Annotated in this window: 15 protein-coding genes and 1 other annotated feature; of the genes, 12 read left to right on the forward strand and 3 right to left on the reverse strand. The window is 58.2% G+C overall.

Features of this window, described 5'->3' with window-relative positions; all coding sequences use genetic code 11:
• Positions 1-32 precede the first annotated feature (32 nt).
• Positions 33-159 (forward strand) — a sequence feature (Phe leader region).
• The 5 genes from pheM (at position 38) to btuC (ending at position 5,083) form a co-directional block, all read left to right on the forward strand.
• Complete coding sequence (gene pheM, locus KFZ77_RS07990; protein WP_201770422.1) at positions 38-82, forward strand: pheST operon leader peptide PheM; 45 nt, start codon at positions 38-40, stop codon at positions 80-82. (Overlaps the previous feature by 45 nt.)
• Positions 160-250: 91 nt before the next feature.
• Complete coding sequence (gene pheS / locus KFZ77_RS07995) at positions 251-1,234, forward strand: phenylalanine--tRNA ligase subunit alpha (protein ID WP_031519782.1); 984 nt, start codon at positions 251-253, stop codon at positions 1,232-1,234.
• Positions 1,235-1,249: 15 nt separating this feature from the next.
• On the forward strand, positions 1,250-3,637 hold the full coding sequence (gene pheT, locus KFZ77_RS08000; protein WP_264385926.1) for a phenylalanine--tRNA ligase subunit beta: 2,388 nt from the start codon (positions 1,250-1,252) through the stop codon (positions 3,635-3,637).
• A 4-nt stretch (positions 3,638-3,641) separates the two neighbouring features.
• The gene (gene ihfA, locus KFZ77_RS08005) at positions 3,642-3,941 is read left to right on the forward strand and encodes an integration host factor subunit alpha (protein ID WP_024550574.1); all 300 of its coding nucleotides are present in this window, start codon (positions 3,642-3,644) and stop codon (positions 3,939-3,941) included.
• 158 nt (positions 3,942-4,099) lie between these two features.
• Complete coding sequence (btuC, locus tag KFZ77_RS08010; protein ID WP_264385927.1) at positions 4,100-5,083, forward strand: vitamin B12 ABC transporter permease BtuC; 984 nt, start codon at positions 4,100-4,102, stop codon at positions 5,081-5,083.
• Between the two features lie 21 nt (positions 5,084-5,104).
• On the opposite strand, the gene KFZ77_RS08015 is transcribed toward btuC, so the two are convergent.
• Both KFZ77_RS08015 and KFZ77_RS08020 read right to left on the reverse strand, forming a co-directional pair.
• Positions 5,105-6,517, reverse strand: a complete 1,413-nt coding sequence (locus tag KFZ77_RS08015) for an alpha,alpha-trehalose-phosphate synthase (UDP-forming) (RefSeq protein WP_264385928.1) — start codon at positions 6,515-6,517, stop codon at positions 5,105-5,107.
• A 34-nt stretch (positions 6,518-6,551) separates the two neighbouring features.
• Positions 6,552-7,970 carry a glutamine synthetase family protein gene (locus KFZ77_RS08020; protein WP_264385929.1) on the reverse strand — a complete coding sequence of 473 codons (1,419 nt, stop codon included), beginning with the start codon at positions 7,968-7,970 and terminating at the stop codon, positions 6,552-6,554.
• Positions 7,971-8,187: 217 nt separating this feature from the next.
• Between KFZ77_RS08020 and KFZ77_RS08025 the strand changes: the two genes are divergently transcribed.
• Together KFZ77_RS08025 and btuD are read left to right on the forward strand one after the other, a co-directional pair.
• On the forward strand, positions 8,188-8,736 hold the full coding sequence (locus KFZ77_RS08025) for a glutathione peroxidase (RefSeq protein WP_264385930.1): 549 nt from the start codon (positions 8,188-8,190) through the stop codon (positions 8,734-8,736).
• A complete protein-coding gene (gene btuD / locus KFZ77_RS08030) occupies positions 8,736-9,479 on the forward strand; it encodes a vitamin B12 ABC transporter ATP-binding protein BtuD (protein WP_264385931.1) in 744 nt (247 codons plus the stop codon). The genes KFZ77_RS08025 and btuD overlap by 1 nt, the downstream gene beginning before the upstream one ends.
• A gap of 123 nt (positions 9,480-9,602) precedes the next feature.
• On the opposite strand, the gene zinT is transcribed toward btuD, so the two are convergent.
• Complete coding sequence (zinT, locus tag KFZ77_RS08035) at positions 9,603-10,271, reverse strand: metal-binding protein ZinT (RefSeq protein WP_264385932.1); 669 nt, start codon at positions 10,269-10,271, stop codon at positions 9,603-9,605.
• Positions 10,272-10,590: 319 nt separating this feature from the next.
• Between zinT and KFZ77_RS08040 the strand changes: the two genes are divergently transcribed.
• The 5 genes from KFZ77_RS08040 to KFZ77_RS08060 all read left to right on the forward strand — a co-directional run bounded on the left by KFZ77_RS08040 (position 10,591) and on the right by KFZ77_RS08060 (position 15,552).
• A complete protein-coding gene (locus KFZ77_RS08040; RefSeq protein WP_035891298.1) occupies positions 10,591-11,367 on the forward strand; it encodes an MBL fold metallo-hydrolase in 777 nt (258 codons plus the stop codon).
• Between the two features lie 142 nt (positions 11,368-11,509).
• Complete coding sequence (locus KFZ77_RS08045) at positions 11,510-12,433, forward strand: LysR family transcriptional regulator (protein ID WP_264385933.1); 924 nt, start codon at positions 11,510-11,512, stop codon at positions 12,431-12,433.
• 115 nt (positions 12,434-12,548) lie between these two features.
• Positions 12,549-13,013: a C40 family peptidase gene (locus KFZ77_RS08050; protein WP_031522360.1), complete on the forward strand. Its 465-nt coding sequence runs from the start codon at positions 12,549-12,551 to the stop codon at positions 13,011-13,013.
• Between the two features lie 153 nt (positions 13,014-13,166).
• A complete protein-coding gene (locus KFZ77_RS08055; protein WP_264385934.1) occupies positions 13,167-14,483 on the forward strand; it encodes a 6-phospho-beta-glucosidase in 1,317 nt (438 codons plus the stop codon).
• Positions 14,484-14,841: 358 nt separating this feature from the next.
• Positions 14,842-15,552, forward strand: coding sequence for an EAL domain-containing protein (locus tag KFZ77_RS08060; protein WP_264385935.1), 711 nt, complete (start codon positions 14,842-14,844; stop codon positions 15,550-15,552).
• Positions 15,553-15,570 lie beyond the last annotated feature (18 nt).

Genomic DNA, 15,570 nt, shown 5'->3' on the forward strand with positions numbered 1-15,570 from the left:
TAGCGTTATCAACTACATCAACAAGGTCACTGCAAGCATGAACGCTGCTCTTTTCCGCTTCTTTTTTTACTTTAGCGCCTGACACCAGGGGGCTTTGCGCGTAAGAAAAGAAACGGAAAATAACACGCCAAAAGCCTCCCTCGCGGAGGCTTTTTTGTTTTGTCCTGCTGCAACGCAGCGTCAAAACAGTGCGATATGACGAATGAAAAACCACTACGCCGGGAGACAAACCGGTATAACGAGGAAAACCATGCCACATCTCGCAGAGCTGGTTGCCAGTGCAACGGCAGCTATAAACGATGCCCAGGATGTTGCCGCGTTAGATAACGTACGCGTCGAATACCTGGGAAAAAAAGGGCACCTTACCCTTCAGATGACCACCCTGCGTGAGCTGCCGGCGGAAGAGCGTCCGGCAGCAGGCGCTGTGATCAACGAAGCGAAAGAGCAGGTGCAGCAGGCGCTTAACGCACGCAAAAACGAACTCGAAAGCGCAGCCCTGAATGCACGCCTTGCCGCGGAAACCATCGACGTCTCCCTGCCGGGTCGTCGTACCGAGAATGGCGGCCTGCACCCGGTCACCCGTACCATCGATCGCATCGAAAGCTTCTTTGGCGAACTGGGCTTCACTGTCGCCACCGGCCCGGAAATCGAAGATGACTACCACAACTTTGATGCCCTGAATATACCGGGTCATCACCCGGCGCGTGCCGATCACGACACCTTCTGGTTTGACGCTACCCGTCTGCTGCGCACCCAGACTTCCGGCGTGCAGATCCGTACCATGAAAAACCAGCAGCCGCCGATTCGCATCATCGCGCCGGGCCGCGTCTATCGTAACGACTACGACCAGACCCACACCCCAATGTTCCACCAGATGGAAGGGCTGATCGTTGATAAAGACATCAACTTCACCAACCTGAAGGGCACGCTGCACGATTTCCTGCGCAACTTCTTCGAAGAAGATCTGCAGATCCGCTTCCGTCCGTCCTATTTCCCGTTCACCGAACCCTCCGCAGAAGTGGATGTAATGGGTAAAAACGGCAAGTGGCTGGAAGTGCTGGGCTGCGGCATGGTGCACCCGAACGTGCTGCGCAACGTCGGCATCGATCCGGAAGTCTACTCCGGCTTCGCATTTGGCATGGGGATGGAGCGTCTGACCATGCTGCGTTACGGCGTGACCGATCTGCGCGCCTTCTTCGAAAACGATCTTCGTTTCCTCAAACAGTTTAAATAAGGGCAGGATAATCCAATGAAATTCAGCGAACTCTGGTTACGTGAATGGGTAAATCCGGGCCTCGACAGTGAAGCACTTGCCGGGCAGATTACGATGGCGGGTCTGGAAGTTGACGGCGTTGACGCGGTCGCGGGCGCGTTTAACGGCGTTGTGGTCGGTGAAGTGGTGGAGTGCGGCCAGCACCCGAACGCTGACAAACTGCGCGTTACGAAAGTTAACGTCGGCGGCGAACGCCTGCTGGACATCGTCTGCGGCGCGCCGAACTGCCGTCAGGGCCTGAAAGTAGCCGTGGCGACCATCGGCGCAGTACTGCCGGGCGATTTCAAAATTAAAGCGGCGAAACTGCGCGGCGAGCCGTCTGAAGGCATGCTCTGCTCCTTCTCCGAGCTGGGAATTTCCGACGATCACGCCGGGATCATCGAGCTGCCGGCGGATGCGCCGATCGGTACCGACATCCGCGAGTATCTGAAGCTTGACGACAACACTATCGAAATAAGCGTGACGCCGAACCGCGCCGACTGCCTCGGTATCATTGGTGTTGCGCGCGACGTGGCGGTGCTGAATCAGTTGCCGCTCAACGAACCGGAAATCGCCCCGGTTGCTGCCACCATCACCGACACGCTGCCGATCCGCGTTGACGCCCCGGAGGCCTGTCCGCGTTATCTGGGCCGCGTGGTGAAAGGCATCAACGTGTCTGCGCCAACGCCGCTGTGGATGCGCGAGAAGCTGCGCCGCTGCGGTATTCGCTCGATCGACGCAGTGGTGGATATCACCAACTACGTGCTGCTTGAGCTGGGTCAGCCGATGCACGCCTTCGACCTGGATCGCATTAATGGCGGTATCACCGTGCGTATGGCGAACGCCGACGAAACGCTGGTGCTGCTTGATGGCACCGAAGCCAGATTGAAAGCCGATACCCTGATTATCGCCGACGATAACCGTGCGCTGGCGATGGGCGGCATCTTCGGCGGTGAACACTCAGGTGTTAATACCGAAACCCGCAACGTGCTGCTGGAGTGTGCCTTCTTCAGCCCGCTGGCAATCACCGGTCGCGCACGACGTCACGGCCTGCACACCGATGCTTCCCACCGCTATGAGCGTGGTGTCGATCCGACGCTGCAGTACAAAGCGATGGAGCGCGCTACGCGCCTGCTGCTGGAGATCTGTGGCGGCGAAGCCGGCCCGGTGATCGATGTCACTAACGACGCGCACCTGCCAGCGCGCGCCACCATCACGCTGCGCCGCAGCAAGCTTGATCGTCTGATTGGCCATCACATTGAAGATGCACAGGTCAGCGACATCCTGCGCCGTCTGGGCTGTGAGGTTACCGAAGGTCAGGACCAGTGGCAGGCCGTTGCGCCGGGCTGGCGTTTCGATATGGAAATCGAAGAAGACCTGGTGGAAGAGGTCGCGCGCGTCTACGGTTATAACAATATTCCTGATACCCCGGTACAGGCGGGTCTGGTGATGGGCAGCCATCGCGAAGCCGCGCTCCCCATGAAGCGGGTGAAAACCATGCTGGTGGATAAAGGCTACCAGGAAGTCATCACCTACAGCTTCGTCGACCCGAAACTGCAGCAGCTGCTGCATCCGGGCGAAGAGGCGCTGATCCTGCCAAGCCCGATCTCCAGCGAAATGTCCGCCATGCGTCTGTCGCTGTGGACCGGCCTGCTGGGCACCGTGGTGTACAACCAGAACCGCCAGCAGAACCGCGTGCGCATCTTCGAAACCGGCCTGCGCTTTGTACCTGATACGCAGGCAGACCTCGGTATCCGCCAGGATGTTATGCTGGCTGGCGTCATCGCCGGTAACCGTACCGACGAGCACTGGGATATGGCAAAAGGCGCGGTCGATTTCTACGATCTGAAGGGCGATCTGGAGTCGGTTCTGGAACTTACCGGTAAATTATCCGAAATTGAATTCCGTGCAGAAGCTATTCCGGCCTTGCATCCTGGCCAAAGTGCTGCCATTTATTTAAAGGGTGAACGCATTGGTTTCATTGGTGTTGTTCATCCGGAGCTGGAACGTAAGCTCTCGCTGAACGGCCGTACGCTGGTGTTCGAGCTGCTGTGGGACCGCATCGCAGAGCGCGCAGTACCGCAGGCGCAGGAGATTTCCCGCTTCCCGGCGAACCGCCGCGACATCGCTGTCGTGGTCGCGGAAAACGTGCCCGCAGCAGATGTTTTGGTCGAATGTAAGAAAGTTGGCGCAAATCAGGTAGTTGGCGTAAACTTGTTTGACGTGTACCGTGGCAAGGGCGTTGCTGAGGGCTATAAGAGCCTCGCCATCAGCCTTATCCTGCAGGATACCAGCCGTACACTCGAAGAAGAGGAGATTGCCGCTACCGTTGCCAGATGCGTAGAGGCACTAAAAGAGCGATTCCAGGCATCATTGAGGGATTGAACCTATGGCGCTTACAAAAGCTGAAATGTCAGAATATCTGTTTGATAAGCTTGGGCTTAGCAAGCGGGATGCCAAAGAGCTGGTAGAGCTGTTTTTCGAAGAGATCCGTCGCGCTCTGGAAAATGGTGAGCAGGTCAAACTCTCGGGCTTTGGTAACTTTGATTTGCGCGATAAAAATCAACGTCCGGGACGAAATCCTAAGACCGGTGAGGATATTCCCATCACCGCTCGTCGTGTGGTGACTTTCAGACCCGGTCAGAAGCTGAAAAGCCGGGTCGAAAACGCCACGCCAAAGGATGATTAAGCGTAGCTGACCCAAAAAGGCCGCTGTGTGTGCAGAGTGAATGCCCGTTTTAAGACGTGGGCACCCCATCACTTCTGCAGGCAGGCGGCCTTTTTTCTTTCCTGATTTCAACACAGGCCATAAAATCAATGGCATGTCCCGCATAACCGCCGCTCTCTATGCACGCACTTGCTCTGCCTCAACGCCGCCGTGAACGGCGAATTATTGCTCTGCTCGCACTCTGTCTGCTCGCCATGCTGACGGTGAGCCTGTGCGCGGGTGAAATCTGGATCGCGCCGTTACGCTGGTTTGATGCCGGCAGCGAGCTGTTTGTCTGGCAAATCCGCCTGCCGCGCACCCTGGCGGTGCTGATGGTTGGCGCGGCGCTGGCCGTCTCCGGCGCGGTGATGCAGGCGCTGTTCGAAAACCCGCTTGCCGAACCCGGGCTGCTCGGGGTCTCCAACGGGGCTGGCGTCGGGGTGATTGCAGCGGTGATGCTCGGCCAGGGCGGCTTACCCGACTGGTCGCTCGGTCTGTTCGCTATCGCCGGGGCGCTGGCGGTAACCTTCATCCTGCTGCGCTTTGCCCGGCGTCATCTCTCCATCAGCCGCCTGCTGCTGGCCGGCGTCGCGCTGGGCATTATCTGTAGCGCCCTGATGACCTGGGCGGTCTACTTCTCCACCAGCCTCGATCTGCGTCAGCTGATGTACTGGCTGATGGGCGGTTTCGGTGGTGTGGACTGGCGTCAGGGCTGGCTGATGGCAGCGCTGCTGCCGGTTACGCTCTGGCTGTGCCGGCAATCAGCACCGCTCAACATGCTGGCGCTGGGGGATGCCTCGGCGCGCCAGCTGGGCTTGCCGCTCTGGCTGTGGCGCAATCTGCTGGTGGCCGCCACCGGCTGGCTGGTGGGGGTGAGCGTGGCGCTGGCGGGGGCTATCGGCTTCGTCGGGCTGGTCATCCCGCACATGCTGCGCCTGTGTGGTTTAACGGATTATCGCGCTCTGCTGCCCGCCAGCGCGCTGGCAGGCGCGGCCGTGCTCCTCGGTGCAGACGTCGCCGCCCGGCTGGTGTTAACCTCCGCCGAGCTGCCCATCGGCGTGGTTACTGCCACGCTGGGTGCGCCGGTGTTTATCTGGCTGCTGATGCGCGCCGGCGTTCGGTGAGGCTTCCCTGCCACCTAATCCTCAGTACAGCTTTTGCGGCGTGAAAACGCCGTGGTGCGACGTCCGGAACGCCCCCTGCCAGGGCGGGGCGGTGCCGCTCAGGGCAGTGAGAAAGGCCGCCGCCCACCAGTGGCAGTCGTAGCGCTGCACTTTTGCCAGCAGCCGGTTGTGCCTGCGCTTACGTTCGTGCAGCGGCATCGACAGCGCAGAGTGCAGCGCCTCGCCGGTGCTCCGGGCATCGTAGGGGTTGACGATCAGCGCCTCCGTCAGCTGCTCCGCCGCGCCGCTGCACGCTGACAGGATCAGCACGCCGGGGTCCTCCGGGTCCTGCGCCAGAGTAAAGGCTTTGGCGCTGAGGCTCATACCTTCGGAGAGCGGAGTGAACAGCGCCACGTCCGCCCGGGCATAGAGCGCTGAGAGCAGCTCATGCTTGCACAGCGCATTATGGATGTAGTTCACCGGATACCAGGTGAAATCCCCGTACTGGCCGTTGATCTCCCCGCAGAAGCGCTCCAGCCGCGTACACAAATCCGGTGAGGACCAGGGATACTCCCGCGCCGGGTCGCAGATCTGCAACAGGCTTACCCCGCGCACATAGTGCGGCCAGGTGTTGATCAACGCGCGCATCGCATCCAGCCGGTAATGAATGCCGCTGACGTCGTTGATCACATCATTGCTGATAATAATCTGCCGCTGATACTCCTCGACCGCCTGGGGCGTCGCCTGCGACGGCCCTACCACGCTGGTATCAATGCCGCAGGGGAAGATACCAATTTGTATCGACCGCCCGTTGACCTGAATGGTATCTCCGGCGATGCGTTCGGCGCGGTAGAAGCGCAGCACGCAGGAGAGAAAATTATTGATGTCCGCGCTCGACTGGAAGCCGATGACGTCATACTGCAGCAGGGCGCGCATCAACGTGTCGTGTTCGGGCACGGCGCGTATCACCTCGCCGGGTGGAAACGGCTGGTGCAGAAAGAAACCGCAGCGGTTGTGGTGCCCGTCCTCCCTGAGCTGCTTGCCCACCGCCAGCAGGTGATAGTCATGCACCCACACCCGATCGTCCGGGCGAAGCTGGGTGCCTACCGTGCGGGCAACGTCCGTGTTATAGCTTTTCCAGGTGGTGAAATACTCCTTTTTATAGGCCGCGAGATCGGGGCGGTTATGGAAAATGGGCCACAGCACGTTATGGACGTAGCCCTGATACGCATTGTCATACTCGTTCGGGGAGAGATCCCAGCCGTGGGTGGCGTAATGCGCATGGTGCGTAACGCTGCAGCTGCGGCTTCGCTTTCCGGCGGTCACGCCACCGTTCCAGCCAAACCACACCCCGGGATGTTTGCTGAAAATCTGCCCGAGTGTAGTGATAAACGGATCGATATAGCCGTCGTCCTGCTGGACGCAGCGGTTGGAAACAACGATCAGGCGAGACATAAAGAACCTCAGTTAAGCAGCGGGTGCCATGCGTTCAGCAGGCGAGGGCCGACTCTTCGCGGGTGACGATACTTTCAAACCACGCCAGATCCGAAAGCCGGCTGTGGGTCCAGTGGCGGGTAAAGGCCTCGCCGAGTTGCGCCGTCAGGTAGGGCTCCTGAGCAAACGCGTCCAGCGCCGCCTGCTGAAACAGCGGGAGCGGAGGTGGCGTACGGGTGACCCTGACGATGGCCTCGTCATCCATGTTCTCCAGCCCGTACAGCATGCCGGTGAGAATGGTGGCCATCACCAGATACGGGTTGGCATCCGCCCCGGCAAGGCGGTACTCGATGCGCCGATCGCCCTCCCCGGAGCAGGGAATACGCAGCGCCGCGGATCGCTTGTTAAACCCCCACGAATTAAACAGCGGTTCGCTCAGGGTTTTGCGCAGGCGACGAAACGCGTTTACGCCCGGTGCCATCACTGCCACCGAGGCCGGCATCAGATGCAGCATCCCGGCAAGGCAGAGGCGCGCCATCTCATTAAGCTCGTCGGCGGGTGAAGCAAACACATTGTTGCCATGAATGTCATTCAGGCTGACGTGGAAATGCAGCCCGTTCCCGGCCAGCTGTGTGAAGGGCTTAGCCATAAAATTTGCCTGATAGCCGAACTGTTCCGCTACGGTGCTGGTCAGCCGTCGCAGCGCCAGCACGTTTTCACAGATATCCACCACGCGGTGGGAATGGCGCAGATTAAGTTCAAACTGACCGTCCTCGGCCTCACAGACGATGCCTGAAAGCGGAAGCCGCTGGGCCGCCGCCATGGTTTCCAGCGCCTCGATAAACGCCCCGTGCGCGGACGGCACCGCCATCTGATAGCACCCCTGGCCGCGCGTCGGCGTGGCGGTTTTAGACACCAGATAAAATTCGATCTCCGGCGCGACCACCGGGTAGAGGCCGTGGCGATGAAAGGTGTGCAGCACTTCTTCAAGAATGACACGCGGTTCCAGCGCGTGGGCGCTACCGTCGGGACCCTGCATGGTCAGCAGCAGTTGGGCGTTGTGCTGCGGATCGTGCGCGCACGGGCGCAGGGTGCCCGGCACCGGCAGGCAGAGCATATCGGGTTCGTCGCTGAGGCTGTCTCCCTCCGGCTGGCTTAGCACTTTTCCTTCGCGATCCATCGCATAAACCGACTGCGGGAAATAGCAGCCCCGGGCAAGTGAAAACAGGCTCTCCACCGACACCCGTTTGCCGCGAAAGGTGCCGTGAATATCGGTGAGGTAGATATCCACGTGGCGGGTATCGGGATACTGTGCAAGGTAGTCGCGAATTTCGCCGGGATAGTCCTGCGCCAGGTCAGCGATCCTGGTTGCCAGCGTCAGGTCGCTGTAGCGATCCGCTGGCCAGCAGACCGGGGAAAAGGAGAACAGCGCCCGGAGGTTTTTCATTGAGGGAAGCTTGATCGGAGAGTTCATGGTTATCGTTCAGTGAGGCCTTGCGGCGATGAACTCAGCATAAAAAAGCTGGCTTTTCATTGATATAAAGGCGACGTTAAAAGAGCGGACCGGGGCGTTAAAAAAGCGTAAACGGCATCGCGCCGATCGGCACAGCGTTTTGTTTTTTTCTGCATTAACTGGCTATGATTAAAGGCTGGACGCGACGTCCACTCATCACACTGATTAAGGGGTTGTTATGTCTGATGTACTGAACACTACCGTTACCACCATCGATGGCGAAGAGGTTTCTCTGGCGCAGTACAAAGGCAACGTGCTGCTGGTGGTCAACGTGGCCTCAAAGTGCGGCCTGACGCCGCAGTATGAGCAGCTGGAAAACATCCACAAGGCCTGGTTTGATGCCGGGTTCCGCGTGCTGGGCTTCCCGTGCAACCAGTTTTTAGGCCAGGAGCCGGGCAGCGAAGAGGAGATCAAAACCTTCTGCAGCACCACCTACGGCGTGACCTTCCCGATGTTCAGCAAAATCGAGGTGAACGGCGACGCGCGTCATCCGCTCTACCAGAAGCTGATCGCCGCTGCCCCCACCGCCGTGGCCCCTGAGCAGAGCGGCTTTTATGAGCGCCTGGCGAGCAAAGGCCGCGCGCCGCTCTATCCGGACGACATCCTGTGGAACTTTGAAAAATTCCTTATTGGCCGCGATGGCGAAGTCGTGCAACGTTTCGCACCGGACATGCTGCCGGAAGATCCCATCGTGATGGAAGCCATTAAAGTGGCGCTGGCAAAATAATGTCGGTGCTGATGCAGCTGGAGGACGTTGGTCTGGCGGGCCGGCTTGGACCGCTGAGCGCCAGCGTTGAACCCGGTATCTGGCTGCACCTCGCCGGGCCGAACGGGGCAGGGAAGAGTACGCTACTGGCGCTGATGGCCGGGCTGGTGGATGGCACCGGCCGCATTCAGTTTGCCGGCCAGCCTCTCGACGCCTGGCAGGGCGAGGCGCTGGCGCACCGGCGGGCGTGGCTTGCGCAGCACCAGACGCCGCCGTTCGCCATGCCGGTGTGGCACTACCTGTCGCTGCATCAACAGAGCAGCCGCGATCCGCAGTGGATGACGCGTATCGCCGAAGCCCTGTGGCTCACCGATAAACTGACCCGCCCGGTAAATCAGCTTTCCGGCGGGGAGTGGCAGCGGGTGCGGCTGGCGGCGGTGATCCTGCAGATCCATCCCGAGGCCAATCCCCACGGCAAACTGCTGCTGCTCGACGAGCCGATGAACAGCCTCGACGTGGCGCAGCAGGCCGCGCTGGATAAACTCCTGCTGGCGCTGTGTGCTGCCGGGGTGACGGTGGTAATGAGCAGCCACGATCTCAACCACGCCCTGCGCTACGCCGACCGGGTGTGGCTGCTGCGCAAGGGTAAGCTGGTGGCGGAGGGGGGAACAGAAATTCTGACGCCCGCGCTGCTCGAGCAGACCTGGAACGTGCCGTTCCGTGAAATGCACCTCGACGGCGAACGCTTTCTCTGGCCGCGCTGAATTGTGGCGGATGGGGCGAACAGGAGAAAGAGTGTCGGAAGGGTGGATTACGCTCGCGCTGCAATAAAAAAGGTATGGGTTATTTACTATCCCCATACCTGTATATATCGATTTTAAATTTTATTAATGGTGCAGCAGATCATCCACCACCTGTGAATTGGTTAAATTCGCCGGGAAGTAAGTGGGCCAGTTATCCATCTCCTTCAGCAGCGCTTTCTGCGAGCTATTCCCCATGAAGATATGGAAATGCGCGGATTTGCGCGGCGCGATAGTGTGGTCACTGAACTGAACAAACTTGGGTGCACCAGTATTGGTCTTCGTACATTCGAACAGATAGCGAACGCCTTTTTTGCCAGACGTATAATGCAGGATCTCGCGACCCGCATAAACGTAAGGGCATGAAGACACCTTACTTCCGGAGGTAAATGTCATCACGCCATTTTCGATGCCGATGCTCGAAACGTCAGTGGCATAACCTTTCTTATAATATTCCTTATACTCTACGAAAGACTTAGATTTATCTTCCTCAGCTTTCTTTCTGAATACGGGGTCCATAGCGCCTGTCAGGAAGATGGGGTAGACGGACTGCCATTTCCCTTCCCAGTCCGTGAGCTTACGGTTTTTTACGTCGCTATCGTTGAACACGCCTTTGGACGCTTTTATTTCCATCTCTGACATCGGCGCGCCGTGAGCGTGGTCATGATGGTGGTCGTGTCCATGATCGCCGTGTGCATAAGCCTGCCCGGAAATCAGTACGGTCCCCAAAGATAATGCCAGAAACTTATTTTTCATTTTAAACCCTTAGCCTCAGAAGCAATCAAAAAGATATGTTATAACATAACAATCACTTCCGTAAAGTGCTACCTGCGCAGGCAGCTCTCAGGCAGCTGCTGCGTGCCGGTTGCTGCTACATTAAAGCAGATGTCGCTGCGGTCCGGGTTTAAATCTCCCTGAGTGAAAAACTCACGCGCTGTTCATTAACATTGACGTGATAGTTTCATTTTCTGGAATAGTTATTATCAGTCTGGCTCAATTGTTTCATCTCTTTGAATGAAATACCGTAACTTCCCGAAGAGTAAAGCTGGCGTTCAAAACGCGCACAGGAGACAAAATGAAATTACGGTATCTGGGATGGGCTGGCGTTGAAATAGATTATGAAGGACATACGCTATTAATTGATTACATCAGGGACACTTCATCCATTCTTTCTGATGTGCGTTTTCCCGAGCCACTACGTCAGGGAAATGCCACGGCAGCACTGGTCACGCATTTACATTCCGACCACGCCGATCCTGCTGCACTGGCGACGGCGCTTGCTGACGGAGCACCCGTATTCAGGCCTGAAGCCACGCCAGGCTCGGGCGACGATCTTAAATGGACGGCGAAAGCTGAATTGCAGTTTCGTGAACTGAAAATAAACACCCGGATAACCCGATGCTGGGAGTGGCAGGACGTCGGACCCTTCAAAATAATGTCTGGCCCTGCAGTGGATGGGCTGGGGGATCCGCAATGCTGCTGGATAGTGAAGGCCGGTGACAAATGCATCCTGCATGCCGGGGACACCATTAATCATGGCTACTGGTGGTCGCTGGCACGTCATGTCGGCCAGATTGATATTGCCTTTATGCCCATCAATGGCGCTGTTGTAACGCTTCCTCATCTGCAGCCCTCCAGTCCGTTCAACGCCACTATGTTGCCGGAGGAAGCTGCAGTTGCCGCCCATATTCTGGGTGCCGCGAGGGTGGTTCCAGTTCATCATTCCGAACTTAACCGACCCGGCGTCTATGAAGAGGCGGCAAATGCGATTGAGCGCCTGTGCGTCAGGGCCGTTGAGCTGGGCGTCACGCCTGTTGTGATGAAAAATGGCGAGTGGATAAGCCTCAGCTAAGCGTGTGAACCCGGCTTCATCATTCTGAATACAAATGTTTTTTTGCAGGCGCAATCGGTATTATGCAGAAAGCTTGAGGGGGGTGATTATGAATTAGGCCTCACTTCAGACATTTTTCGTCCCCCGGCAACAGGAAAAGAACGTGGATCGGTTTGAAGCCATGACGATGTTCGTACAAGTCGCAGAGCAGGGCAGCTTTTCTGCGGCAGCCCGGGTGCTTAATGTGCCGTTGCCCACCCTGAGCCGAAAAATTTCAGAACTCGAAACCCTGTTGGGTGCGCGCCTGCTGACGCGTACAACCCGAAAGCTTACGCTTACCAGCACAGGCGAGGCCTATTTGTCAGCCTCACGCCGTATTCTTGAGCAGGTGAGTGAGGCTGAGCGCGAGGCGGCAGGGGAATTTTCCTGCCCCAAAGGGGAGCTGATTGTCACCGCACCCATCATGTTTGGCCGCATGCATGTGTTACCGGTAGTGGCTGAATTCCTCGCGGCGTTTCCGGACATTAACGTCCGCCTGGTTCTCTCAGACAACAATCTGGATTTAATCGACAAAAATGTCGACGTAGCGCTGCGCATCGGCAATCTGCCTGACAGCTCAATGATTGCCACCCGGGCTGGCGTGTTACGCCGCGTTACCTGCGCCAGCCCAGCATTGTTAGATGCATTCGGTACGCCGCGCCATCCCAAAGATCTTCATCACTGGCCCGCTGTGATACTGAACGTTGCGGCGATGCCCGAGTTCTCGTGGCGCTTCTGTGATAGAGGCTCCCGGGCTGTCATTGATACTGTGATGGTTCCACGACTCGCGGTTACCACCTCGGAGTCTGCGGTTCTGGCGGCCGAGCAGGGTGTCGGAGTGATAAGGGCTCTGCATTATCAGGTAATGGATGCCCTGGATCGCGGCACGCTGCGTGTCATGCTTCGTGACTACGAAGAGTCGCCGTTACCCGTGCACCTGGTGCATATGTCACCTGGGCAAATGGCATTAAAAGTTCGATGCTTCCTCGATGTTGCCGCCCCTGCGCTACGAGAGCGGCTGGCGGGGATCGCCGCGCGGGATGATTAGCCGGTACAGGGCTCAGCCTCGGGTAGAGTTATCCGTATCATGCCGCGGCTTGCCTGTTTCAGGCGAAGCAGGCTACATTACGGAAAAAAATTAAGACCAGAGGACTGGACTGGAAATGCGGCTTTGGATACTTGCAGTGTTGTCATTACTCCTGGTGGGGTGCAGCAGCCATCGCGCACCGCCGCCGGATGCCCGCCTGTCTGACTCCATCACGGTGATTGCCGAGCTGAACGATCAGCTGCAGCACTGGCGCGGTACGCCCTACAGCTACGGCGGGATGAGCCGCAGCGGCGTGGACTGCTCGGGCTTTGTGCTGATGACCTTCCGCGACCGGTTTGCGATGCAGCTACCGCGTCAGACCAGCGATCAGGCAGAGATCGGCACCGAAATCGATAAAGACGATCTGCTGCCCGGCGATCTGGTGTTCTTCAAAACCGGCTCCGGCGAAAACGGCCTGCACGTCGGCATCTACGACACCGACAATCAGTTTATCCACGCCTCCACCAGCCGCGGGGTGATCCGATCCTCGCTGGACAACGTCTACTGGCGCGCCAAATTCTGGCAGGCGCGCCGCATCTGACGGCAACGGCCCGCGCTGCGGGCTGTCTCACACTTTTCCGCCCCGGGGCGTACCGCCGCCCTTATCTGCGAAGCGCTTCACACCCCGGTTCCCCGGTTTCATCCATGCTTGGTCAGCGCGCGAGCGCAATTCACTGACGACACGGGAGAAAACATGGAACAGCAGGGCATCAAGATCGCTATTTTCGGCGGCGGCAGCAGCTATACCCCGGAGCTCATCGAGGGGCTGATCGCCCGTAAAGCAGCGATCCCGCTGCGCGAGCTGGCGCTGGTGGATATCGAGGCCGGGCGCGACAAAGTCGAAACCATCGCCGACCTGACGCGACGGATGCTGGCGCGTAACGGCCTGGAAGCGGTGCGGGTGAGCGTCCATTACCAGCCGGATGAAGCGATACGCGGCGCCTCCTTCGTGCTGACCCAGCTGCGGGTCGGGCGCTTAGCGGCCAGGGCCGCCGATGAGCGGCTGGGCCTGAAGTACGGGCTTATCGGCCAGGAGACCACCGGCGTCGGTGGGTTCGCCAAGGCGCTGCGCACCATTCCGGTACTGCTCGACATTGCCCGGCGCGTTGAGGCGCTGGCCCCGGACGCCTGGATCATCAACTTCACCAACCCGGCGGCGATTGTCACCGAAGCGCTGCAGCGCCACACCCGGGCGAAAGTGATTGGCCTGTGCAACGTTCCGGTGGCGATGCACCATATGATTGCCGGCATGCTGAACGAGCCGGAGCGTGATGTCCGGCTGCGCTTTGCCGGGCTGAACCATATGGTGTGGGTGCATCAGGTGTGGGTACGCGGCGAGAACCGCAGCGCGCAGGCTATCGACATGCTGTGCAACGGCGCGGTGATGAGTATGAATAATATCAAAGAGATGCCGTGGCCCGCCCCGCTGCTGCGTGCGCTGAGGGCGATCCCCTGTCCGTATCATCGCTATTTCTACCTGAGTAACACCATGCTGCAGGAGGAGCAGGAGGCTGCCCGTGCCCAGGGCACCCGCGCCGAACAGGTGATGAAGGTTGAAGAGGAGCTGTTTGCGCTGTATCGCGATCCGGCGCTCGCCCACAAGCCTGAACAGTTAAGCTTCCGCGGCGGGGCGTTTTATTCAACGGTGGCGCTGGAGCTGATCGACGCAATTCACAACGATCGCGGCGCCGAGCTGGTGGTTAACACCGCCAACCGCGGGGCGATTCAGGGGTTACCGGACGATGCGGTGATTGAAACCAACTGCATTGTCAACGCTGCCGGGGCGCAGCCGCTGGTCTTTGGCGCGCTGGCACCGGCGATGCATGCCCTGACGACGCAGATTAAATCTTATGAACGTCTCACCATCCAGGCAGCGGTAAATGGCGACAGGGACGCCGGTTTGCTGGCGCTTATCACCAACCCGCTGACCGGCGATGCAGCGACCGCCAGCGCACTGCTTGATGAGGTACTGACCCTTAACCGGGAGTATCTGCCGCAATTCACCCGCTGACCACCCGGCGGGGTGCCGGATTCGCATCCCGCCGCTCCTTTGAATAATCTCCCGTCACCTGAAAATTATATGCTGTATAATCTAACCAGGTGAAAACGCCGCTATTTCACTATTCTGAATGAAATAGCACCCCGCACAGCAATAAAACAAAGCACAGCAATAATTAGCTACATGCATTACTTTCAGGTTTTTTCTGAATTGATCTTACGGTAATGATGCATTTTCCGGCAGCCGGTCAGCGTAATTTAAAAAGATTAATCTTAAACCGGGGCGAAAATAAAGTTAATCAATTCAATCATATTGAACCGAAGCGTGAGTTGCGTCAGGATTATTAAATTAATTTTCGTGGGGCTGACTGATGATTGTTACGCTGGATACCGACTTCCGCTCGCATCTGCTGCTGTCTCCCGTGCGCTCGGGCCGCGGCGAGCTGCTGGGCGTGGGGGTTATCGCACATTTTATTAATCCTCAGACCGGGGTGCGAATACCTACGGAATTACTTATCCCGCGAATTTCCCCTGAGCAGCATGTTGAATTTTTCAAAGAGAAGCTGGCGCTGGTTGAAGCCCATCAGGATTTTTTTATTCGCCATCAGAAACTCGCCTGGATTAATGTGGATGCCGACTGCGTGCGGGCAATTTTAAATGATGCCGGTCTCGCCCGCCGAATATCCCGTTTACCATTTATTGAGCTGGCGATTAATGAGAATTTCCCTGAAATTAATCAGGGTCAGGAAAATGGGTTATTAAAAAACCTGGCGCAGCACTATTCCCTGGTGCTGAGTAATTTCGGCGCGGGCATCGCCACCACCCGCCCGGTGGTGGAAGGGCTGTTTCGCCGGGTGATGCTGGACCGTAACTTTGTGCTGCGCCTGATCGACGGCCCCTCGTTTGACCCCTTTATGCAGGCCATTGTCAGCCAGCTTGCCGGGTACTGCACTTCTCTGGCTATTGCCGGGATCGATACCGATGCGGCGCGTCAGCGCGCGCATGCTCTCGGCTTCGCGGCCATGCAGGGCCTGCTCTGGCCACCGGTAGAGCCGGATGATATTGCCTCTCTGATCCCCTGATGCGCCAATAACCCTGCG

Origin of the sequence: Siccibacter colletis (genome assembly GCF_025914095.1) — a bacterium.
Taxonomy (GTDB): domain Bacteria; phylum Pseudomonadota; class Gammaproteobacteria; order Enterobacterales; family Enterobacteriaceae; genus Siccibacter; species Siccibacter colletis.

Excerpts from the sequence above, each read along its gene's own strand:
- pheS (WP_031519782.1), top strand. The coding sequence starts at position 251 with ATGCCACATCTCGCAGAGCTGGTTGCCAGTGCAACGGCAGCTATAAAC.
- pheT (WP_264385926.1), top strand. The coding sequence starts at position 1,250 with ATGAAATTCAGCGAACTCTGGTTACGTGAATGGGTAAATCCGGGCCTC.
- ihfA (WP_024550574.1), top strand. The coding sequence starts at position 3,642 with ATGGCGCTTACAAAAGCTGAAATGTCAGAATATCTGTTTGATAAGCTT.
- btuC (WP_264385927.1), top strand. The coding sequence starts at position 4,100 with ATGCACGCACTTGCTCTGCCTCAACGCCGCCGTGAACGGCGAATTATT.
- KFZ77_RS08015 (WP_264385928.1), bottom strand. The coding sequence starts at position 6,517 with ATGTCTCGCCTGATCGTTGTTTCCAACCGCTGCGTCCAGCAGGACGAC.
- KFZ77_RS08020 (WP_264385929.1), bottom strand. The coding sequence starts at position 7,970 with ATGAACTCTCCGATCAAGCTTCCCTCAATGAAAAACCTCCGGGCGCTG.
- KFZ77_RS08025 (WP_264385930.1), top strand. The coding sequence starts at position 8,188 with ATGTCTGATGTACTGAACACTACCGTTACCACCATCGATGGCGAAGAG.
- btuD (WP_264385931.1), top strand. The coding sequence starts at position 8,736 with ATGTCGGTGCTGATGCAGCTGGAGGACGTTGGTCTGGCGGGCCGGCTT.
- zinT (WP_264385932.1), bottom strand. The coding sequence starts at position 10,271 with ATGAAAAATAAGTTTCTGGCATTATCTTTGGGGACCGTACTGATTTCC.
- KFZ77_RS08040 (WP_035891298.1), top strand. The coding sequence starts at position 10,591 with ATGAAATTACGGTATCTGGGATGGGCTGGCGTTGAAATAGATTATGAA.
- KFZ77_RS08050 (WP_031522360.1), top strand. The coding sequence starts at position 12,549 with ATGCGGCTTTGGATACTTGCAGTGTTGTCATTACTCCTGGTGGGGTGC.
- KFZ77_RS08055 (WP_264385934.1), top strand. The coding sequence starts at position 13,167 with ATGGAACAGCAGGGCATCAAGATCGCTATTTTCGGCGGCGGCAGCAGC.
- KFZ77_RS08060 (WP_264385935.1), top strand. The coding sequence starts at position 14,842 with ATGATTGTTACGCTGGATACCGACTTCCGCTCGCATCTGCTGCTGTCT.